This is a genomic window from Saccharothrix mutabilis subsp. mutabilis, from assembly GCF_039521145.1.
Taxonomy (GTDB): domain Bacteria; phylum Actinomycetota; class Actinomycetes; order Mycobacteriales; family Pseudonocardiaceae; genus Actinosynnema; species Actinosynnema mutabilis.
In genome coordinates, this window is sequence record NZ_BAAABU010000021.1 from 67,415 (window position 1) to 88,244 (window position 20,830).

Sequence of the window (20,830 nt, forward strand, 5' to 3'; positions counted from 1 at the left end):
CCCATGACTCCTCCCTCAGCACCCGCGGTGGACATGGACCTGCCCGGTCTCATGCTCCTCCAGATGGGCATCGGCGCGGACAAGATCTACGGCTGGTTCAAGGACGGCAAGGGGCCCGAGCAGACGACCGACTCGACCACGCAGAACTGGGCCAAGGTCCGGGAGCACCAGGACGAGGTCACCTCCCTGATCGAGACGGCCGTTCGCAACTCCGGCGCGTCGTGGGAGGGCGCCGCCGGTGACCAGGCCCGGGCCGCCACCACCCCGCTGGCCACGTGGTCCGCCGCCGCCGGCGACAGCGCGATGATCGCCTCGCGGGGCACCAGCGACATCAGCGACTCCTTCCGGCACGCCCGCGACTCCGTCGAGAAGCCCGTCGACGTCCCGGACAAGCCCTGGTACAACGGCGTGGTCCCGTGGGACACCGACTACGACGACGCGGTCGAGAAGAGCCAAGAGGTCAACTCCCGCAACGTCCAGGTCCTCTCCGCGTACGGCAACGCCGCCAACTCGGCCAGCGCCTCGATGCCCACGTTCCAGTCGCCCGACGAGATGGGCGGCGGCATCGAGCAACCCACTCCGCCGCCGATCACGCCACCCAGGGAGTGGCAGCCCCTGCCGCCCGACGACGGCGGTGGCGACGGTGACGGTGACGGCAAGGACCGGACCAACCCGCCGCTGCCCCCGGTCACCCCGCCGCCGCCGAACCCCGGCGACGGTGGCGGCGACCTGAAGAAGTCCGAGGTGGTCCCGCCGATCGACCGGCCGGTGCCGCCGCCGGTCACCGTGGACCCGCCGCGGCCGGGTGACCCGCGACTGCCCTACGACCCCCGGCTGCCGTACGACCCCAGGCTCCCCTACGACCCGCGAAACCCGAACGACCCGCGCAACCCCAACAACCGGCCACGCGTGCCCACGCCCGGACCCGGCGGCGGACGGCTCCCGGGCGGACCCGGTGGGCCGGGCGGGCCGGGCGGTGGTCCCGGCGGCGGCAGAGGCGGCGGTGGCGGCGGGCTCGGCCGCATGCCCGGCATGCCCGGTGGCCTGGGCGGACCCGGTGGCGGGTTCGGGCCGGGTGGTGGCGCGGCCGGGGTCATGCCAGGCGGTGAGCGCGGGTTCGGGCCCGGTGGGGGCGCGGGCGGGTTCGGCCCCGGTGGCGGTGGCGCGGCCGGGCGTGGTGGCGCTCCGGGCGCCGGCATGGGCGGCATGGGCGCCGGTGCCGGCCGGGGGCAGGGGGACGAGGACAAGGAGCACAAGTCCGCCTCGTACCTGCAGGAGACCGAGGACATCTTCGGCGACGGCACGATGGTCGCCCCGCCGGTCATCGGCGAGTAGGGGGAGAGCAGTGCTGCGCACCAAGGTGGCGATCCCGGTCGTCGCGCTCTACAACGCCTGGCAGGCCGAGGGGCTGCCGACGCTGCACAACGCGCTGCTGACCGAGGTCGACTTCGACGCCGACCGCCTCGCCGAGGGCGACCTGGGCGGTCTGGCGGACCTCGCGCGGGGCGGCTGGGCGGAGTTGGAGCGGCTCGGCCTGGCGCGCGGCCGGCAGGTGCACCCCGACCTGGGCCGCGCGCTGCGGCTCATCGCCGAGGCCGGCACGGAGTACTACGCGTTCTTCAACGAGGGTGACGGCGACACGCGCACCGCGCTGGTGGCCCAGTCGGGCGACGACGCGGTGCGCGTGGTCCTGCGGCCGGACAAGCACTTCGTGCTCGAACCGGTGCGCCCGGAGGACGCCGTCGGGTCGCTGGTCGCCGCCCTGCCCGAGGCCAAGCCGGGCCGGGGCGGGGTGCTCTCGCTGCCCGCGGACGCGTTGAACGACAAGCCGAAACCACCGTCGTACAACGAGGAGTACGAGCGCAGCTTCCTCCAGGCCAGCCGGCCGACCGGCGCGCACGTCGCGGAGGCCCGGCAGCTCAAGAACCTGTTGGCGGAGAAGCGGACCGGCGGCGGGCAGCTGTTCGCCGCCCGCCGCGACCGGTTCGGCCGCAAGCAGCGCTGCGAGGCGCCGCTGACGTTCTTCGACACGATCACCGGCCGGTACCTGTCGGCGAAGTCGAAGGGCGGCGACGGGACCCCGTGGATCACCGTGCAGCCCGCCGACTTCGCCACCCTCCAGGACCGGTTGCGCCGGCTCAGCGACGCCGCAACACCTCGGGGCTGAGCTCGGCCGGGCTGCGGTGCCCGGACAGGCCCAGGGTGAGGTCGAAGTCGGCGAGCAGCCCGCGCAGCACGTGCCGCACGCCGACCTGCCCGCCGTGGGCCAGGCCGTAGGCGAACGGCCGCCCGACCATGACCGCGGAAGCGCCCAGCGCCAACGCCTTCACGACGTCCGCGCCGGTCCGGACGCCCGAGTCGAACAGCACCTCGACCTGCTCGCCCACCGCCGCGGCGATCTCCGGCAACACCTCCAGCGACGCCACCGCACCGTCGACCTGCCGCCCGCCGTGGTTGGACACCACGATGCCCTGCACGCCCGCGTCCACGGCCTTGCGCGCGTCGTCGGGGTGCTGGATGCCCTTGAGCACGATCGGCCCGTCCCAGTGCTCGCGCAGGAACGCGACCTGGTCCCACGACTTGTCGGTGCCGGTGAACAGCTGCACCCACCGCAGGATCGCCATCGGCCGGTCCTCCTCCGGCGGCGCGGCGAGGCCCGCCCGGAACGCGGGGTCGGAGAACGGGATGGCCGTGCCGACGCCGCGCAGGAACGGCAGGTAGGACCGGTCGAGGTCGTGGGGGCGCCACGCCAGCGTCCACGTGTCCAGCGTGACCACCAGGACGGAGAACCCGGCCTTGCGCGCCCGGTCGAGGATGCTCACGCACACGTCCGGGTCGTTCGGCCAGTACAGCTGGAACCACCGCGCCCCGTCCCCGGCGGCCTCCGCCACCTCCTCGATCGTGTGCGAGGAAGCGGTGGACAGCACGAACGGCACACCGAGTTCGGCGGCGGCCCGCGCGGTGGCCAGCTCGCCGTCCGGGTGCAGGATCGACTGCACCCCGACCGGCGCGAGCAGCACCGGCGCGGGCAGCTTCGTGCCCAGCACGGACACGCCGAGGTGCCGCTCGGTGGCGTTGGTGAGCATCCGCGGCACGATCCGCCACTCGTCGAACGCCTCCCGGTTGGCCCGCGCGGTGGCCCCGGACCCGGCGGCCCCGGCGACGTACCAGAACGGCCCCGGCCCGAGCCGCTCCCGCGCGGAGGCCTCCAGCGCCTCCGGGTCGGTGGTGAACGGCGGCACCTGCCCGGCCAGGCCTTGGAGGTAGATCTCGTTCTGGTACCCGGCGAATCCCGTCATGCGTCCCTCCTCCACATCACGTCCGCCGATCATGCTCGACCCGATCCCCGGCCACCGCAAGGTCCTCGCCGAACCACCGCCGGGGCAGCAGCCACGTCAGCCGCTCCGACCGCAGCACCGCCAACGGCCCGATGACGGCCAGCAGCAGCACGTACCCGGCCACGAACGGCGCGACCCGCGAGTCCAGGCCCGCCGCCACCGCCATCGCCGCCAGGACCAGCGAGAACTCGCCGCGCGTCAGCACCGTCAGCCCGATGTCCACGGCTTGCTGCCGGTCGAACGAGTGCAGCTTCGCCGCGAACAGCCCCGCGCCCAGGTTGAGCACGATCGTCACCGCCACCGCCACCAGCACCGGCAGCACCACGCCGCCCACGGCCCCCGGGTCGATGCTCAGCCCGAAGATGAAGAAGAACAGCGCCCCGAACGCGTCGCGCAGCGGCAGCACCAGCTTGTGCACCCGGGACGCCACCCCGGAACCGCCGAGCACCGCGCCGACCATGAACGCCCCGATCGCGTCGGACACGCCCAGTTCGTGCGCCACCGCCGCGCCGGTCACCGCCACGCCGACGAAGCACACCACCAGCAGTTCGTCGTCCATCCGCCCGAACAGCCTGGTCACGACCCGGCCACCCCACCGGGCGATGGCCGCGAGCACCAGCAGGAACAGGAACGCCTTGCCGAAGTCCAGCAGCGCCCGCACGCCCGACGTGCCGCCGAGCACCGGTTGCAGCACCGCCAGGTACAGGGCCAGGAACACGTCCTCGATCACGATGATGCCCATGACCAGCCGGGACTCCGGCCGCCGCAACCGCTGCGCCTCGACCAGCAGCTTGGTCACGATCGCCGACGACGAGATCCCGATCGCCCCGGCCACCACCAGCGCCTCCCGCGACCCCCACCCGAGCGCGAACCCGAACGCCAGCCCGCCGCCGATGTTGAGCGCCAGGTACCCGACGCCGGCGAACGCGAGCCGGCGCCCGCCGGATACCAGGTCGTCCACGGAGAACTCAAGCCCGAGGTAGAACAGCAGGAACACCAGGCCGAGGCCGGCCAGCACACCCATCTCCGCCGGGTCGTCCACAAGGGACAGACCAGGTGTGTTGGGTCCGAACAGGATGCCCGCCACCATGAACAGCGGGATGGTCGGCAGTCCGATGCGGACACCGGCGCGGGCGATCAGGCCCGCCGCCAGGAACGCGCCGCCGACCGCGAGCAGGGCGTGGCCTGTGTTCATCGTCGAGCCTCCAGCGCGATCGCGACCGGCGCCGCCGTCAGGACGGTCGAGACGGTACCGGCGACGAGCCCGATCAGCAGCGCGGTGGCGAAGTCGGCGAGCGACCCGTCACCCAGCACCAGCAGCGCGGCCAGCACGAACAACACACCGATGCCGGTGTTCACCGTCCGCGGCACGGTTTGCAGCACCGCCGCGGACACCACCTCCGCGTACGGCGAGGACCGCCGCGCCCGGCGCAGCTCGCGCACCCGGTCGAACACCACCACCGAGTCGTTCACCGAGTACCCGATCACGGTCAGCAACGCGGCCAGGAACACCCCGTCCACCGTCTTGCCCAGCCACGCGAACGCGCCCACCAGCACCACCACGTCGGCCACCAGCGCGACCACGGTCGCCAGCCCCAACCGCCAGTCGAACCGCACCGCCAGGTACGCCAGCTGCGCGGCCACCGCGATGGCCAGCGCCACCAGCGCGTTGCGCCGCAGCTCCGCCCCCAACGACGGTCCGATCAACTCGTCGCGGACCTGCGAAGCGCCGCCGACGGCCCGGTCCACGGCGTCGCCGACCCGCGCCGCCTGCGCCTCGTCGATCGGCCCGGTCCGCACGGAGATCCCGTTGTCCCCCGAGGTCGCCACGACGGCGTCGCCGAACCCGGCCGCTGCCAGCTCGGCCCGCACCCGCCCGGCGTCCACACCGGACGCGGTGTACTCGATCATCCGCCCGCCGGTGAACTCCACCCCCAGCTCCAGCCCGCGCGCGAACAACCCCGCGACCGCCACCGCCGCGACCACACCGGCGGCCGGCAGCCACCGCCGGGGCGGCCGGAACAGCTCGAACCCCTTGCCGGCCAGCCACGTCCGCACGCGCCCCGGGTCGTGCAGGCCGCTCCACCGGGGCCGCCGCTCCAGCACCGGCATGACCAGGTGCAACAACACCCGCGTCAGCACCAACGCGCTGAACAGCGACGCCAGCACACCGATCGACAGCGTGACCCCGAACCCCTTGACCGGCCCGGTGGCCAGCCAGAACAGCAACCCGGCGGCCAGCAACGTCGTCACGTTGGAGTCGGCGACCGCGCTCAGCGCACCCTTGAACCCCTGGTCCACCGACCGCGGCAAACGCTTGCGCCGAGCGAACTCCTCCCGCGACCGCTCGAAGACCAGCACGTTCGCGTCCACCGCCATGCCGATGGCCAGCACGAACCCGGCCAACCCGGGCAGGGTCAACGTCGCCCCGACAGCCAACAAGGCCGCGTACGCCACCGCCGCGTACCCGCCCAGCGCCAGCACTGCGACCAGCCCCGCGAGCCGGTAGACGAACACCAGGAACAACCCGGTCAGCACGATCCCGATGACCGCCGCCCGCGCACTGGCGTCGATCGCCTCGGCCCCCAACGTGGGCCCCACGGTCCGCTGCTCCACGACCTCCACCGGCACCGGCAACGCGCCGGACCGGATCACCAGCGCCAACTCCCGCGCCTCGTCCCGGCCGAACTTCCCGGTGATCTGCGTGCTGCCGCCGATCATGCCGGTGCCGCACGCGACCGACGGATCGACCTGCGGCGCGGACACCACCTTGCCGTCCAGCACGAACGCGACCCGCCGCCGGGTGTCACCCGGCGGGTGACAGGCAGCCTCGGCGGTCACCTTCTGCCACCGGGAAGGCGCGTCTCCTTGGAAGTCGACCGACACCACGTACCCGGCCCCAGCCGGGTTCGGCGCGGCTTGGGCACCCTTGATCCCCTCGCCGGTCAGCACGACCGGACCCAGCCCCACCGAATCACCATCGGGCGTCACAACTTCACCCGGTCCAGTGACCGGCTGCACAGCCAGTTGCGCGGTGCGACCAAGCACCTCGATGGCTTCCGCCGGGTCCTGCACCCCGGGCAGTTCCACGACGATGCGGTGATCACCCGACCGCGCCAACACGGGCTCGGCCACCCCCAACTCGTCCACGCGCCGGCGCAACACCTCCATCGCGCGGTCGGTGTTGTCGGACGTGGCCTCGGACGGTGTTTCCAGAACGATCTGTGTGCCACCGCGCAGGTCGAGACCAAGGCGCGGCTGGCTGGTGAGCAGGACGAACGTGGACGCGGCGAGGACGCCGAGGGACAACAACCCTCGGACGAGCAGCTCTCGCCGCGCGCTGGAGCGCGGCATGACGGGATGACCTCCGGCGGTCAGGAAGGACTACGAAGACTCAGGAACCGGAGGTCAACGGCGGCGCACGATCACCGAGCGGACCGCTGCCCGCCCTTTCGGGATCACCACGGGTCGGCTCGACGACATCGGCGAACCGCCGGGGCTGGGGTGCGACGTGAACGGGCGGCTGGACGCCGTCGAGCGGCTGGCCGTGGTGCCCTTGCTGGACGGGGTGGATCGTCGCCCGCGTGGTGGCCGTGCCCGGAAGGTGCACAGCGTCCACCGCGGCGGCGAAGGCCGCGCCATCACCGCGGTCGAGCGCGACGGGCGCGGCGACGACGAACCCGGCGATCAACGCCAGGACCGTCAGCAACCTCGTCACGACCCCCAGGCTACCGACCGCCGCCGAGCACGACGACGGATCCGCCGGCCAGCGCGCACAGCCACGCGATGACCAGCGGCTGCATCGTCGTGGCACCCAGGAACAACGCGACCGTCCACCCCACGAGCACCAGCGTCGACAGCCCGAACAGCACCGCCACCACGGCGACCTTCGGCCGGTACCGCGGCAACGCCCACACCGCCCGCCGCAGCGCCACCCGCCCCACCACCACGCACACCGCCAGCACCAGCGCCCCGGAGAACCACCCGATCCACGGCGTCGGCTTCGGCATCCCGGCGAGCAGCAACAACAACCCACCCGCCACCAGCATCGCGGCCACCCGCGAGAAGAGCGGCCACACCAGTTCGTGTGCCCGGCTCAACGCGTCCCCCGACGGCCGCCCCGACGCACCCCGCTTGCGCCGCACGGTGGCCAGGTTCGCGTGCACGTCCTCGTCCGCCGGGTCCAACGCCAGGGCGGACCGGTAAGCCCACTCGGCCGTCCCCCAGTCCCGCACCCGCAACGCCGCGTCCCCGAGCACCTGGAACGCCCGCGCCTCGGTGGGCGCGAGGTGAGCGGCCTCCCGAGCCACCTCGACCGCTTCGACCCGCGTCTCCGGGGCCGCCGCCAACACCTCGGCGAGCACGACCCGACACCGCCAGTCCCCGGGTTTGCGCCGAACGCACTCCCGAGCCGCCACCGCCGCCTCGGCGTGCCGCCCCAACTCGCTCAACGCCAGGGCCGCCAACCGCTGGGCCCAGGCGTGGTCGCCGTCCAGCACGAGTGCGCGCTTCGCCGCGTCCAGCGCCGGGTCGGGCTCACCCACGTCGAGGTGCGCCGCGGCCAACCGGCACCAGGCCTCGGCGTGCAGCGGATGAGCGACCAGCGCGGGCCGCAACAGGTCGATGGCCTTGCGCGGCAACCCACGTGCGGTGAGCTCTGCGGCCCGCACCACCACCGCGGCGATCGACTCGCCCATCCCCACCTCCCGCACTCCGCGGACAGTGTGACAGCGAGCCGCCGGTACACCATCGGGCGACCGCGACCGTCCGGGACGAGACGTCTTTCTTGGAAAGTAACCACCGTAGACGTATCATCGGTTGCATGGAGCCCCTGGACCCGGGCTGCGTCAGCCAGGCAGACCTGAACTTCCTCCTGCACCGAGCGGCGCAGAAGCTGGGAGCGGCAGCCCAGGAGGCCTCCTCGGTCCACGGCATCACCACCCGCGGCCAACTGGTCCTGACGGCCCTGACCGCCGAAGCCCCACGCCGGACCCAACTAGCCCTGGGCGCGGCCCTGGGCCTGGACAAAACCACCCTCACCGCCGAACTGGACCGCCTGGAACGCGCGGGCCTGGTCATCCGCGAACCAGACCCAGCCGACCGCCGAGTCCGCTTCCCGGCGATCACCGAAAAGGGCCGCGAAGTCCAGTCCGAAGTACAAGCCCTACACAGCAAAGCGGAAAACACCTTCACCGCCGCCCTGACCCCACAAGAACGCCAAACCCTGCGCACCCTCCTCAACCGCGTGATCGCCGCAAACACCAGCCCCAACACCGGCTCCTGCCTCTAAAAACACCCAAACGGCACTCCCCGCCGCGCAGCGGCGGCTGAGCTACCAGCCACAAGGGGCCTTCGTGTTCCCCACCGTATGACCTGCCCGAAGGGCTACCACAGATTTCCCCGGGTGACGCCGAAAGTTTTGCGAGGAACGAGCAAAAGTTTTAGCGGCACCCGGGGAAATCTGTGGTCGGCTCCGCCAGGTCATGCGGTGGGGAACACGCAGGCCCTTCCCCCCACTGGCCTCCCCAGCCGCTTTTGATCTTTTAAGCTTTTGATCTTGAGAGCGCGAAGCACCCAAGGCTCAAACCAAGTCCGAAAGACTGGAAGACCGGAGCTGATCAGGAGAAACGGCAGCCTGAGAATCCACCAGCGCCTGCAAAGCGACCCCGTCGTCCCACTGGTTGACGTTCATGGCCGCCCGCAACCGCCCGTCCCGCACCCAGAACGCGGTGAAGTCCCGCGCCGCCAACGACCCCCGCACCACCAACTGGTCCTTCTCGGCATCCGCCAACCCCCGGTACTCCATCCCCAGGTCGTACTGGTCGGAGAAGAAGTACGGCGCCGCGACGTACGGGTCGCCGCGCCCGAGCAGCGTCCCCGCGACGTGCGCGCCCTGGTCCTTCGCGTTCGCCCAGTGCTCGACCCGCACGCGCCGGCCGTACCGGGGGTGGTCGTGCGCCGCGATGTCGCCCACCGCGCACACCTCCGGCACCGAGGTCCGCAGGGCCGGGTCCACCGCCACGCCGCCCTCGGCCAGCGCCAGTCCGGCCTTCTCCGCCAACTCCAGCGACGGCCGCGCGCCGACGCCCACGACCACCACGTCACCCTCGACCACGGACCCGTCCGCGAGGCGCACGCCGTTCGGCAGGAACCCGTCCACCCCGACGCCCAGCCGCCACGCGACCCCGCGCTCGGCGTGCAGGTTCCGGAACACCTCTCCCACCACCGGCCCCAACACCCGCCGCAGGGGCAGGTCGACGGGGTCCACGACCGTCACCTCGGCCCCGCGCACGCGGGCAGCCGCCGCGACCTCGCACCCGATCCAGCCGGCGCCCACCACCACGACCCGCACCCCAGGCGCCAACCGCTCCCGCAGCGCCAGCGAGTCCTCGACCGTCCTCAGCACCCGCAAACCTGGGAGGTCTCCGCCCGGGACGGGCAGCCGGCGCGGCACCGAGCCGGTGGCCAGCACCAGCCGATCGTACGAATGGGTTGCTCCTCCGGAGTCCACGATCACCCGTTCGCCAACGCGGACCTCGGTGACCTCGACCCCCAACCGGAGTTCCACGCCGTGCGTCTCGTAGAAGCCGGGCTCGTGCACCCGATTGGGCCACTCGGCGTTCCCGACCAGCACATCTTTGGACAGGGCCGGCAGCTCGTAGGGCTGGTGCCGCTCCCGGCCGAACACCACGACCGCGCCGTCGTACCCCCGTTCCCGCAACGCACCGGCCGTCGAGGCGCCGGCCAGGCCCGACCCGATTATCACGATCCGTTGCGGTTCAGCCATTATTCACCCTCCCAGGTGACTGGAGCGATGACCACATGCGACGCTATCGACAGCTCGGCACGGTCGCCCGTCGGGATTTTTCCCGTCATGGCACCAACCCCCGTGCGTCCCTTCCCCGGGCGCACCCGGATTGGTCCGAGCACCCGTGTCGAGAAGTGGGAGGTATGGGGGCCGTGGGTACAGGCAAGGAGTGGCAGATCTCTTGTCGCGACATCGCATCCCGTCGCCGTGACATGACCGTCTTCGTCAGCCAGGGGCACGTGGTGGTGACCGTGCCGCCGGGCGAGGCCGCCGTGCTGACCCCGCTGGAGGTCGGCCGCTTGCGCGCGGCACTGCGCGACGCGGTGGTCAACGCGTCCGGCCCGGCGGACTGACCTCGACCGGCACTCGGTCGATCACGAGCACTCGGGTCCCAGCCGGCACCCACCGGCCGGCACCACCGACCGGCACCCACCGGCTGGCACCCACCGGCAGCACCACCGACCGGCAGCCACCGGCCAGCACCCACCGGCTGGCACCACCGACCGGCACCCACCGACCGGCACCCACCGACCGGCACCCACCGGCCGGCAGCCCGCGCGCGGAGTTGTCCCGGCGTGCTCACCACACGGCATCCGGCACCGCTCCCCACCGAGCCGACCATCCCACCCGCAACCCGCGAAACCCCAGGTCAGCGCGCCCGAGTCGACCCCAGGGCCGGCCCGCGCCCCCCGTTGACCAGTGTCCCACCCGCCACCGACAATTTCGGCGAACACTCTTCCTACTCGCGGGTAGGTAGTGCCACTATCGAGCCGTGAGCACCTACTTCGTCACCGGCGCGACGGGCTTCATCGGCCGCCGCCTGGTCGGGAGGCTTCTGGCTCGGCCCGACTGCGAGCACGTGTTCGTGCTGGTCCGGCCGCGCTCGGCGGACCGGGTCGCGAAGCACGACAAGCTCACCGTCGTCCCGGGCGACCTGCGCGACCCGCTCGGCCCCGACACGCCCGCCGCCGACCACGTGGTCCACCTCGGCGCGATCTACGACCTCACCGCCCCCGACGACGAGCAGCACCTCACCAACGTCGTCGGCACGCGCAACGTCCTCGACCACGCCCGCGCCCACGGGAGCGTCCTGCACCACGTCTCCTCCATCGCCGTCGCCGGCGACTACCGGGGCACGTTCCACGAGGACGACTTCGACCTCGGCCAGCAGCACCCCTCCCCCTACCACCGGACCAAGTTCGAGGCCGAGAAGCTCGTCCGCGCCGCCACCGACACCCGCTGGCGCGTCTACCGGCCCGCCGCCGTCGTCGGCGACTCGTCCACCGGCGAGATCGACAAGGTCGACGGGCCCTACTACTTCTTCCCGCTGATCGCCGCCCTGGCCCACCTCCCGGCCCGGCTGCCCCTCCTGGCCCCGCACCTCGGCGCGACGAACATCGTCCCGGTCGACTACGTCGTCGAGGCGCTCGACCGCCTCATCCACGCCGACGTCCCCGACCGCAGCACGTTCCACCTCACCGCCGACAACACCGCCCTCACCGACGTCTACAACGCCCTCGCGAAACCCGCCGGCGCCCCCGTCGTCCGCGCCGCCTGGCCGACGCTCCCCCTCCCGGCCACCCCGACCAGCGCGATCCTCACCGGCACCCTCACCGAATTGGGCATCCCGCCGCAGGTCCTGCCGAACCTGGCCCTCAACGCCACCTTCGACTCCACGATCACCCGCACCACCACGGGCCTCGAACCGCCGCCGTTGCACACCTACGCCGACACCCTCTGGCGCTACTGGCGCGAGCACCTGGACCCGCTGCGCGCGGCCCGCCGGCACGGTCTCGCCGGCCGCACCGTCCTGATCACCGGCGCGTCCTCGGGCATCGGCCGGGCCACGGCGCTGGCCGTCGCCAAGAAGGGCGCGACCGTCCTGCTCGTCGCCCGGCGGGCCGAAGAACTCGACCAGGTCGCCGACGAGATCCGCCGCGACGGCGGCCGGGCGCACCCCCACCCGTGCGACCTCACCGACGCCGAAGCCGTCGAAGCCCTGCTCAAACAAGTGCTCGCCGACCACGACGGCATCGACATGCTGGTCAACAACGCGGGCCGCTCGATCCGCCGGTCGGTGCACCTCAGCGTGGACCGCCTGCACGACTACGAGCGCACGATGGCGTTGAACTACTTCGCCCCGCTGCGCCTGATCCTCGGCCTGCTCCCGCACATGCGGGAACGCCGGTTCGGGCACGTCGTGAACATCTCCAGCATGGGCGTGCAGATCGGCACCCCGCGCTTCTCCGCCTACCTCGCCTCGAAGTCCGCGCTCGACGCGTTCAGCCGGGTCGCGGCGAGCGAGACCGTCGCGGACGGCGTCACCTTCACGTCGGTGCGCATGCCGCTGGTCCGCACGCCGATGATCGGCCCCTCCAAGGTCTACGACGCGTTCCCCGCCGCCAGCCCGGAACGCGCCGCGCAGTGGGTGGTGCACGCGCTCGAACGCCGCCCTGAAGAAGTGAACCTGCCCCTGGGCGTCCTGGTCGAGCTGGCCCGGAAGTTCGCCCCGAAGACGATGAGGTCCTTGGTGCACCTGGGATACCGCGCGATGCCGGAACGAAGCGAACGCACGTCACCGCTGGCCGCCGTGGCCGCCGGCGTGACGCGCCTGACCCTGCGGGCCCTGCGGTGAACCGGGTCGCGTCCGCGGCGCGCGCGCTGCTCGTCCTGGTCAAGGCCGGGGTCGTGCGCCCGATGAACCCGCTGAAACTGCTGAAGGTCCTCGACGCCTACCTCCAGTGGGACATCACCATCGCGTCCGGGTTCGCCATCGGCGCGGCCCGCCACCCCGACCGGCCCGCCATCATCGACGACCTCGGTTCGCTGTCCTACAAGGAAGTCGACGAGCGGACCACCCGCCTGGCGCACGGCCTGCGCGACCTCGGCGTCACCGCCGGCAGCAAGGTCGCCGTGCTGTGCCGCAACCACCGGGGGTTCGTCGAGACGACCACCGCGTGCGTGAAGCTCGGCGCGGACACCGTGCTGCTCAACACCGGGCTCAGCGCCGGCCAGATCGCGACCGTGCTGCGCGAGCAGGACGTGTCCGTGGTCGTGGCCGACACCGAGTTCCGCGACCTGCTGGCCAACGCGCCGCGCAAGGTCCGCCGCGTCATCGCGTGGGTGGACAGCCCCACCAAGAGCCGCACGCTGGAAGAACTCATCGCCGGCTCCCCCGCCACCACGCTGCCCAAGCGGCCACCGCGCGGCCGGATGATCGTGCTGACCTCGGGCACCACCGGCGCGCCGAAGGGCGCCAGGCGACCCGAACCGGCGAGCCTCACGCCCGCCGCCGCCCTGCTCTCCCGCATCCCGCTCAAGGCGGGCGACCGGTTCGCCGTGCCCGCGCCGCTGTTCCACACCTGGGGCCTGGCCGCGTTCCAGATCGGCCTGGTCCTGGGCGTGACCTTCGTGCTGCGCCGCAAGTTCGACCCGGCCACCGCCCTGGACGACGCCCGCACCCACCGCGCCGACGCGCTGTTCGTGGTCCCCGTGATGCTGCAACGCATCCTCGAACTCGACCACCGCGCGCACCTGCCGCACCTGCGCGTGGTCGCGTCCAGCGGCTCGGCGCTGCCGCCGCCGGTCGCCAAGCGGTGCCTGGAAGAACTCGGGCCCGTCCTCTACAACCTGTACGGCTCGACCGAGGTGTCGTGGGTCAGCATCGCCAAGCCGGACGAGCTGATCCGCCACCCCGACACCGCCGGCCTGCCGCCGCACGGCACCCGCGTCGAGGTCCTCGACGACGCCGGCCGGCCCGTGCCGCCCGGCGCGACCGGCCGGATCTTCGTCACCAACGACATGCTGTTCGACGGCTACACCAACGGCGGCAACAAGGAGGTCCGCGACGGCCTGATGTCCACCGGTGACGTCGGCTACCGCAACGCCGAAGGCCTGCTGTTCGTGGCGGGCCGGGACGACGAGATGATCGTCTCCGGCGGCGAGAACGTGTACCCGCGCGAGGTGGAAGACCTGCTCGCCGACCTCAAGGGCGTGCGCGAGGTGGCCGTGGTGGGCGTGCCGGACGACCAGTTCGGCCAGCGGCTGGCCGCGTACGTGGTGTGCGACGAGCCCGGCGCGCTGGACGCGGAGGCCGTGCGCGAGCACGTGCGCGAGAACCTCGCGAAGTTCTCCGTGCCGCGCGAGGTGGTCTTCCTCGACGCCTTGCCGCGCAACGCCACCGGGAAGGTGCTCAAGCGCGAACTGCGGTGAGTATCCTTCCGCGTCGGGGGGCGAACCCGATGATTCCCGTGCCACGCACCGACCCGACGCACGAGGCCACACCCGACCACGCGGTCACATCACCCGACCACGAGGCCACACCCGAACGCGAGGCCCCACCCGGCCCCGAACCCGCACCCGGCCACGCGGTGGCGCCCAAGCGGCCACGTCCGGCGGACCCGCGCGCCGGTGCGCTGGCCAACCTGCGGGAAGCGCGCCGGGCGCTGGACGAAGGCCGTCCGGGCGACGCCCTCGAAGCCGCCGAGAAGGCCGTCGCCGCCTTCTCCTGGCTCGACGACGCGGAAGGCGTCGCGTTCGCCGTGCTCACCCAGTCCGTCGCGCTGGGCAAGCGCGGCCTGCTGCCCGGCGCGCTGGACACCATCGACCGCGTCCGCCAGATCGCCTCCGCCAACCGCCACACCCAGCTCCAGGCCTGGTGCAGCTACGCCCAGGCCGTGGTCGAGCTGCGGCTGGACTCCCGCGAGCGGTCGCTGCACTCGCTGTCGCGCGCCCTGGGCCTGGCCGAGATGACCGGCGACCACGAGCTGGTCGGCTCGATCCTGTTCGAGCAGGCCAACCTGATGCGCACGCAGTACCACGAGCACTGCATGACCCGCTCCGCCGCCGCCCGGTGCAGCTCGGACGGGGAACCGTGCCTGCGCAAGCTGCGCCGCGCCGAAGCCCTGTGCGCGCAGGTCCGCGAGAAGTGGAAGCAGCTGGACGACCCGATCCGGATGGCCCGGGTCAACCTGCTGCTCGCCCACGTCCGCCTCGACCTCGGCGACGTCGACCGGGCGCTGCGCTCGTGCCGCCGCGCCGACCAGCTCCTCGCGGGCCACGACCGGCCCGTCCTCAAGGCCGAGCTGCTCATGGCCCGCGCCCGGGTCAACGGGGCGCGGGGCCGGCCCGCCGACGAGGTGCGGCTGCTCGCCCACGCCGCCGAGCTGGCGATGGGGTGCCTGGCCCGGGAGGTGGCGGTGCGGGCGCACGGGGCGCTCAGCGCCGCCCACGAGCGCACCGGACGCCTCGACGCGGCCCTGCGGCACGCCCGCGCCCAGCTGGAGCAGTACCGGCTGTGGGAACTCCAGGAGGGCCGCGACCTGTTGCGGATGCGCGAGCACGACCTGTCCGCGCGGCTGGTGGAGCAGTTGGCGCACCAGCGGTTCGAACCGCGCCGCGAGGCCACCGTCGCCCGCCCGCCGGACCGGCGGGAGCCGCTGCGCGCCACGTCCACCGCCGAACAGGTCAGCCGGCGCATCGCCCGGGCGTTGGCCGCCGGCCTGACCAAACGGGGCATCGAGGTGCTCCGCCGGGTCGCGTCCGGGGAGAGCACCGCCGCCATCGCCGCCGACCTGGGGCTCTCCCCCAAGACCGTGCAGAACCACCTGCAACGGATCTACCGGACGATCGGCGTGCGGGACCGCGCCGGGGCCGCGGTGTGGTGGGTGGACCTCGGCGACGGGTCCCGTGGCTGAGAACACATCCCGGGTCCGCCGTGACCGGGATGGCCGATCCGTGCGGCCAATGGTGGGATGTTCACGACGAGAGCACCACCGCGCTTGGGGGATTTGCCTATGCCGCTGCGACAGAACTGGGTGATGAGCCGCACGACACCTGTGTGCCATGCTCCGCTTGGACGCTTCTCCCTGCGTCCCCTGGCGAAGCGGCGGTAGTGCGATGCGGGTGGTCGGTGGGCAGTGGGGCCCCGCGGACCGCACCCGCGCGCCGCGACACCGGGTGCCCACCGGCCGTGCGGGTGCGGCCGGTCGATCAGGCGGAACCGGCCCCGCCGCGCCGGCCGTACGGCCAACCCCCTCCAGTCCAGGCCGCTACCGATCGAACGGAGCTAGACGATGGTTGTGAACACGATCCGCAGAATCCTCGCCGTGGCCGCCCTGTGCGCGGGCCTCGGAGCGGTCCTGGCCGCTCCCGCGAGCGCGGAAGTGCAGGGCGAGAGCACGGCCACGGAGATCTTCACGCCGCCGTACGTCCAGCCGTAAGGCGCGACGCACGACTCCCGAGGGCCGGGTCCGCGACCACGCGGGCCCGGCCTTCGGGCACAGTGGACTCCTGTGAGCACCGATCAGCTGCGCCTGCGCGCGCCGCGGCACCGGGTGAGCCGCAAGTCGATCACCCTCTGGACGTTGCACGCCGTGATCGGCTGGACCGTGCTGCTGGTGCCCCAGGTCGTGGCGCTGTTCTTCGGCGGCACGCCGTGGCAGGTCGCGGCGCTGGTCGCCACGCTGGTCGTGGGCACCGCGCACACCCTGGTCATGCCGCGCTGGCGGTACCGGGTGCACCGCTGGGAGGCCACGCCGGACGCGGTCTACACGCTGGCGGGCTGGCTCAACCAGGAGTGGCGCATCGCGCCGGTGTCGCGCATCCAGACCGTGGACACCAAGCGCGGGCCGTTGCAGCAGCTCCTGGGCCTGTCGACGGTGACGGTGACCACGGCGTCGGCCGCCGGCCCGGTGCACATCGAGGGCCTGGACCACGCCGAGGCGGTCCGCCTGGCCGACGAGCTGACCACCACCACCCAGGCCACCCCGGGCGACGCGACATGACCCCCGACGACCCCACCCCGGCCGACAGCCCACCCGCCACCACCCCAGCCGACAGCTCATCCACCACCCCACCCGCGACCACCCCGCCGGCCGCAGCCGCACCCGCGTTCGCCGACCTCCCCGCCGCGCCCGAGCACACCGCCCCCGTCGTGGACTGGCACCGGCTGGACGTGCGGATGCTCGTCGTCCGCCCGCTCAACGAGATCGTCAACCTGGTCCCCGTCTTCCTCGGCCTGCTCCTGCTCGGCCGCGGCGAGACGTGGCGCGTGCTGGCCAGCGTCGGCGTGATCGTCGCCATCGTGCTGTTCGGCCTGCTCCGGTGGGTCACCACCCGCTACCGCATCACCACCGACCAGGTCGAGCTGCACACCGGTCTGTTCGTGCGCAAGCGCCTGGCCGTCCCCCGCGACCGCATCCGCACCGTCGACCTGACCGCGAAGCTGGGCCACCGCCTGTTCGGCCTGTCCGCGATCCGCGTCGGCACCGGCCAGCGGGACCAGCCCGGCGAGGACGGCCTGACCCTGGACGCCGTGTCCTCTGCCGAGGCCGAACGCCTGCGCGTCCTCCTGCTCACCCGCACCGCCACCCCGCGGACCCCGGAACCCGCAGAGACCGCCGGAACCGCCGAAGGCACGGTCCTGTCCACTTGGGACACCCGCTGGCTGCGCTACGCCCCGCTCACGCTCTCCGGCCTGGTCGCGGTGGGCGCGTTGTTCGGCCTGGTCATGAACTACGCCCGCGAACTGGACGTCGAGGTGCTCGGCCCGATGACCGACCTGGCGCACCGGGTGGTCGAACAGCCGGTCTGGCTGACGGTGTCCGTGTTCACCGGCGCGGTCCTGGTGATCGCCGGCCTGGGTTCGGTGCTGGTCTACGTGGTCCAGTTCTGGGGCTACCGGCTGACCCGCGAACCCGACGACACCGTTCGCGTGCAACGGGGTCTGCTCACCACGAGGTCGGTCTCCGTTGCCGAGCAACGACTTCGCGGCGTCGAGATCGAGGAACCGCTGCTGCTGCGCGCCGGCAAGGGCGCGCACGCGAAGACCGTGACCACCGGCCTTGGCCGCAAGGGCGAGAGCAACCTCCTCCTCCCGCCGGCCCCCGTCGCCGAAGCCCACCGCGTCTCGGCGCTGGTGCTCGACCAACCGACCTCGCCGACCCGGGCCGCCCTGCGCCGCCACCCGAAAGCCGCCCTGCGCCGCCGCCTGGTCCGGGCGTTGGCGCCGCTGCTCGTCATCGCCGCGGTGCTGGCGTACTTCGCGCCGCCGTGGGCGTGGCTGCCCGTGGCCCTGCTGCCGGTCGCCGCCCTCCTGGGCTGGGACCGCTACCGCTCCCTGGGCCACACCCTCACCGACCGCCACCTGGTGGCCCGGCAGGGCTCGCTGATCCGGGAGACCGTGGCCCTGCAACGCACCGGCATCATCGGCTGGCGCGTCTCCCGCTCGTTCTTCCAGCGCCGCTCGGGCCTGGTGACGATCTCCGCGACCACGGCGGCCGGCGACGGCGCGTACCACGTGGTGGACGTGGCGGAGGCGGACGGCCTGGCGCTCGCGGACGAAGCGGTGCCCGAACTCCTGCGCCCGTTCCTCGACGGGACCGCTCAGGCGGAGCGGAAGGTCGTGCGGTAGGCGCTCGGGGACACCCCGAGCTGGGCGCTCATCTGCTGGCGCAGGGCCGCGCCGGTGCCGAACCCCGAGTGCCGGGCCACCTGGTCGACGCTCAGGTCCGTGGTCTCCAGGAGGTGGCGGGCCAGTTCCACCCGCCGCTCGGTGATCCACTTCCCCGGCGACACCCCGGTCTCCTCGCGGAACCGGCGGGTGAACGTGCGCACGCTCATCCGCGCGCGCTCGGCCAGCACCCGCAGCTCCAGCGGGTCCGCCAGGTGCTCCAGCGCCCACGCCCGCGCCGGGGCGGTGGACGTGTCGGCCACGTCCGGCACCGGCCGCACGATGAACTGCGACTGACCGCCCGGCCGCCACGGCGGCACCACGCACCGCCGCGCGGCCAGGTTGGCGATCTCGCTGCCGTGGTCGTTGCGCACCACGTGCAGGCACAGGTCCACCGCCGAGCCGACGCCGGCGGAGGTCAGCACGTCGCCCTCGTCCACGAACAGCACTTCCGGGTCCAGGTCCACCCGCGGGAACAGGGACCGGAAGCGCTCGGCGTGCATCCAGTGGGTGGTCGCCCGGCGGCCGTCCAGCAGGCCGGCGGCGGCGAGCACGAACGCGCCGGTGCACGTCGACATCACCCTGGTCCCGCGGGCCGCGGCGGCCCGGAGCGCCTCGCGGACCTCCGGGTCCACCACGCCGTCCAGGACCTCCGAACCGGAGTGGACGCCCGAGACGACCACCGTGTCCGCTTCGGCCAACAGCTCCAGACCGTGGTCCGGGGTCACGGTGAACCCGGCCGAGCTGTGCACGGGCCGACCGCCCGGCGTGCAGACGCGCACGCGGTAGAAGTGCCGGTCTTCGTCGTCTCTGGCCGCGTTGAAGACCTGCGGTGGTGTGCCGAGGTCGAAGCCCACGACCTCGTCCAGCGCGAGCACGGCGACCTCGTGGCGGTCCATGGCCGGATTCTTTCACACAATGGCTGTCCGGCCACTTCCGCCGACCTCGCCGATCATGGAAGCTGTCGGCGTGACTGGGAGGAAGCAAAACTGGGCTTGGGTGGTCGCCGGGGTGTCGTTCGTGGCACTCGTGGGGGCGGCTGCGTTCCGCGCGACCCCGGGCGCGCTGATCGAACCGCTCCAGCGGGAGTTCGGCTGGTCCACGGGGCTGATCGGGTTCGCCGTGTCGGTGAACCTCGTGCTGTTCGGCGTGACCGCGCCGTTCGCCGCCGCGTTGATGGAGCGCTTCGGCGTGCGGCGCGTGGTGGCGTTCGCGCTGGTCATGGTGGCCATCGGCAGCGGGCTGACCGTGTTCATGACCAGCGCGTGGCAGTTGGTGCTGTTCTGGGGCGTCCTGGTCGGCCTGGGCACGGGCTCGATGGCGCTGGCGTTCGTCGCGACCATCACCGGCCGGTGGTTCATCAAGCACCGCGGCCTGGTGACCGGCGTGCTCACCGCCGGCGGCGCGACCGGTCAACTGGTGTTCCTGCCCGCGGTGGCGCACCTGTCGGCGTCGTCGGGCTGGCGGTCGGCGTCGATCATGGTGTCGGTGGCGGCGCTGGCCGTGGTGCCGCTGGTGTGGTTCCTGCTCCGCGAGTACCCGGCCGACCTGGGCGTTCCGCTGTACGGCGGCACCGAGGTCGTGCCCCGGCCGGAGCAGACCCCCGGCGCGGCGCGCCGGGCCATCGGCGCGTTGACCTCGGCGGCCCGCACCGGCCCGTTCTGGTTCCTGGCGGGCGGTTTCGCGATCTGCGGCGCGACCACCAACGGCCTGGTCGGCACCCACTTCATCCCCGCCGCGCACGACCACGGCATGCCCACCACCACGGCGGCCGGGCTGCTCGCGCTGGTCGGCATCTTCGACATCGTCGGCACCATCCTGTCCGGCTGGCTCACCGACCGCGTCGACTCCCGCATCCTGCTGGCGGCGTACTACGTGCTGCGCGGCCTGTCGCTGCTCGTGCTGCCGCAACTGTTCCACGACTCCGTGCACCCGAGCATGCTGGTGTTCATCATCTTCTACGGCCTGGACTGGGTGGCGACCGTGCCGCCCACGGTGGCGCTGTGCCGGGAGGTGTTCGGCCAGTCCGCCCCCGTGGTGTTCGGCTGGATCTTCGCTTCGCACCAACTGGGCGCGGCCATCGCGGCCACGGCGGCGGGCCTCACCCGGGACCACTTCGGCGACTACAACCTCGCCTGGTACGCCGCCGGCGCGCTGAGCGTCGGCGCGGCGCTGCTGTCCATGAAGGTCCGCCGCAAGGCCCCGGTGGCCCTCACGCCGCAGCCGGTCTGA

18 protein-coding genes are annotated in these 20,830 nt (G+C 72.8%); 11 read left to right on the plus strand and 7 right to left on the minus strand.

Features of this window, described 5'->3' with window-relative positions; translation table 11 throughout:
• Positions 1-3: 3 nt before the first annotated feature.
• Both ABD126_RS30960 and ABD126_RS30965 read left to right on the plus strand, forming a co-directional pair.
• Positions 4-1,335: a hypothetical protein gene (locus tag ABD126_RS30960; RefSeq protein ID WP_343937656.1), complete on the plus strand. Its 1,332-nt coding sequence runs from the start codon at positions 4-6 to the stop codon at positions 1,333-1,335.
• Positions 1,336-1,345: 10 nt separating this feature from the next.
• The gene (locus ABD126_RS30965; RefSeq protein ID WP_343937658.1) at positions 1,346-2,167 is read left to right on the plus strand and encodes an ESX secretion-associated protein EspG; all 822 of its coding nucleotides are present in this window, start codon (positions 1,346-1,348) and stop codon (positions 2,165-2,167) included.
• On the opposite strand, the gene ABD126_RS30970 is transcribed toward ABD126_RS30965, so the two are convergent.
• The 5 genes from ABD126_RS30970 to ABD126_RS30990 are packed head-to-tail and all read right to left on the minus strand — an operon-like array spanning position 2,139 to position 8,050.
• A complete protein-coding gene (locus ABD126_RS30970) occupies positions 2,139-3,299 on the minus strand; it encodes a lactate 2-monooxygenase (protein ID WP_343937660.1) in 1,161 nt (386 codons plus the stop codon). The two genes, ABD126_RS30965 and ABD126_RS30970, sit on opposite strands and share 29 nt — an antisense overlap.
• A 16-nt stretch (positions 3,300-3,315) precedes the next feature.
• Complete coding sequence (locus ABD126_RS30975) at positions 3,316-4,533, minus strand: cation:proton antiporter (RefSeq protein WP_343937662.1); 1,218 nt, start codon at positions 4,531-4,533, stop codon at positions 3,316-3,318.
• Positions 4,530-6,692, minus strand: coding sequence for a protein translocase subunit SecD (gene secD, locus ABD126_RS30980; RefSeq protein ID WP_343937664.1), 2,163 nt, complete (start codon positions 6,690-6,692; stop codon positions 4,530-4,532). The genes ABD126_RS30975 and secD overlap by 4 nt, the downstream gene beginning before the upstream one ends.
• 40 nt (positions 6,693-6,732) lie before the next feature.
• The gene (locus ABD126_RS30985; protein WP_343937666.1) at positions 6,733-7,056 is read right to left on the minus strand and encodes a hypothetical protein; all 324 of its coding nucleotides are present in this window, start codon (positions 7,054-7,056) and stop codon (positions 6,733-6,735) included.
• Positions 7,057-7,066: 10 nt separating this feature from the next.
• Positions 7,067-8,050, minus strand: coding sequence for a tetratricopeptide repeat protein (locus tag ABD126_RS30990; RefSeq protein WP_343937668.1), 984 nt, complete (start codon positions 8,048-8,050; stop codon positions 7,067-7,069).
• Positions 8,051-8,160: 110 nt separating this feature from the next.
• Between ABD126_RS30990 and ABD126_RS30995 the strand changes: the two genes are divergently transcribed.
• A complete protein-coding gene (locus ABD126_RS30995) occupies positions 8,161-8,628 on the plus strand; it encodes a MarR family winged helix-turn-helix transcriptional regulator (RefSeq protein ID WP_343937670.1) in 468 nt (155 codons plus the stop codon).
• Between the two features lie 291 nt (positions 8,629-8,919).
• Here the strand turns inward: ABD126_RS30995 and ABD126_RS31000 are convergent, their stop codons facing one another.
• Positions 8,920-10,125, minus strand: coding sequence for an NAD(P)/FAD-dependent oxidoreductase (locus ABD126_RS31000; RefSeq protein ID WP_343937672.1), 1,206 nt, complete (start codon positions 10,123-10,125; stop codon positions 8,920-8,922).
• A 164-nt stretch (positions 10,126-10,289) separates the two neighbouring features.
• Between ABD126_RS31000 and ABD126_RS31005 the strand changes: the two genes are divergently transcribed.
• The 7 genes from ABD126_RS31005 (at position 10,290) to ABD126_RS31035 (ending at position 18,559) form a co-directional block, all read left to right on the plus strand.
• Positions 10,290-10,499, plus strand: a complete 210-nt coding sequence (locus ABD126_RS31005) for a hypothetical protein (protein ID WP_343937674.1) — start codon at positions 10,290-10,292, stop codon at positions 10,497-10,499.
• 419 nt (positions 10,500-10,918) lie between these two features.
• Positions 10,919-12,781: an SDR family oxidoreductase gene (locus ABD126_RS31010; protein WP_343937676.1), complete on the plus strand. Its 1,863-nt coding sequence runs from the start codon at positions 10,919-10,921 to the stop codon at positions 12,779-12,781.
• Positions 12,778-14,358 carry an AMP-binding protein gene (locus ABD126_RS31015; protein WP_343937678.1) on the plus strand — a complete coding sequence of 527 codons (1,581 nt, stop codon included), beginning with the start codon at positions 12,778-12,780 and terminating at the stop codon, positions 14,356-14,358. The genes ABD126_RS31010 and ABD126_RS31015 overlap by 4 nt, the downstream gene beginning before the upstream one ends.
• Positions 14,359-14,396: 38 nt before the next feature.
• Positions 14,397-15,842 carry a LuxR C-terminal-related transcriptional regulator gene (locus tag ABD126_RS31020; protein ID WP_343937680.1) on the plus strand — a complete coding sequence of 482 codons (1,446 nt, stop codon included), beginning with the start codon at positions 14,397-14,399 and terminating at the stop codon, positions 15,840-15,842.
• Between the two features lie 378 nt (positions 15,843-16,220).
• Positions 16,221-16,367 carry a hypothetical protein gene (locus ABD126_RS31025; RefSeq protein WP_343937682.1) on the plus strand — a complete coding sequence of 49 codons (147 nt, stop codon included), beginning with the start codon at positions 16,221-16,223 and terminating at the stop codon, positions 16,365-16,367.
• 72 nt (positions 16,368-16,439) lie between these two features.
• Complete coding sequence (locus ABD126_RS31030) at positions 16,440-16,931, plus strand: PH domain-containing protein (RefSeq protein ID WP_343937684.1); 492 nt, start codon at positions 16,440-16,442, stop codon at positions 16,929-16,931.
• Entirely contained in the window at positions 16,928-18,559 is a 1,632-nt protein-coding gene (locus ABD126_RS31035) for a PH domain-containing protein (protein ID WP_343937686.1), read from the plus strand. Before ABD126_RS31030 ends, ABD126_RS31035 begins: the two co-directional genes overlap by 4 nt.
• On the opposite strand, the gene ABD126_RS31040 is transcribed toward ABD126_RS31035, so the two are convergent.
• Positions 18,532-19,497 (minus strand): GlxA family transcriptional regulator, encoded by a 966-nt coding sequence (locus tag ABD126_RS31040; RefSeq protein ID WP_343937688.1) that lies wholly within the window; start codon positions 19,495-19,497, stop codon positions 18,532-18,534. The two genes, ABD126_RS31035 and ABD126_RS31040, sit on opposite strands and share 28 nt — an antisense overlap.
• A 55-nt stretch (positions 19,498-19,552) precedes the next feature.
• Here ABD126_RS31040 and ABD126_RS31045 point away from each other — a divergent pair, with 55 nt between their 5' ends.
• Entirely contained in the window at positions 19,553-20,830 is a 1,278-nt protein-coding gene (locus ABD126_RS31045; RefSeq protein ID WP_343937690.1) for an MFS transporter, read from the plus strand.

Coding starts and splice junctions, on each gene's coding strand:
- ABD126_RS30960 (WP_343937656.1), top strand. CDS start 4: ATGACTCCTCCCTCAGCACCCGCGGTGGACATGGACCTGCCCGGTCTC.
- ABD126_RS30970 (WP_343937660.1), bottom strand. CDS start 3,299: ATGACGGGATTCGCCGGGTACCAGAACGAGATCTACCTCCAAGGCCTG.
- ABD126_RS30975 (WP_343937662.1), bottom strand. CDS start 4,533: ATGAACACAGGCCACGCCCTGCTCGCGGTCGGCGGCGCGTTCCTGGCG.
- secD (WP_343937664.1), bottom strand. CDS start 6,692: ATGCCGCGCTCCAGCGCGCGGCGAGAGCTGCTCGTCCGAGGGTTGTTG.
- ABD126_RS30995 (WP_343937670.1), top strand. CDS start 8,161: ATGGAGCCCCTGGACCCGGGCTGCGTCAGCCAGGCAGACCTGAACTTC.
- ABD126_RS31000 (WP_343937672.1), bottom strand. CDS start 10,125: ATGGCTGAACCGCAACGGATCGTGATAATCGGGTCGGGCCTGGCCGGC.
- ABD126_RS31005 (WP_343937674.1), top strand. CDS start 10,290: ATGGGGGCCGTGGGTACAGGCAAGGAGTGGCAGATCTCTTGTCGCGAC.
- ABD126_RS31025 (WP_343937682.1), top strand. CDS start 16,221: ATGGTTGTGAACACGATCCGCAGAATCCTCGCCGTGGCCGCCCTGTGC.
- ABD126_RS31035 (WP_343937686.1), top strand. CDS start 16,928: ATGACCCCCGACGACCCCACCCCGGCCGACAGCCCACCCGCCACCACC.
- ABD126_RS31040 (WP_343937688.1), bottom strand. CDS start 19,497: ATGGACCGCCACGAGGTCGCCGTGCTCGCGCTGGACGAGGTCGTGGGC.
- ABD126_RS31045 (WP_343937690.1), top strand. CDS start 19,553: ATGGAAGCTGTCGGCGTGACTGGGAGGAAGCAAAACTGGGCTTGGGTG.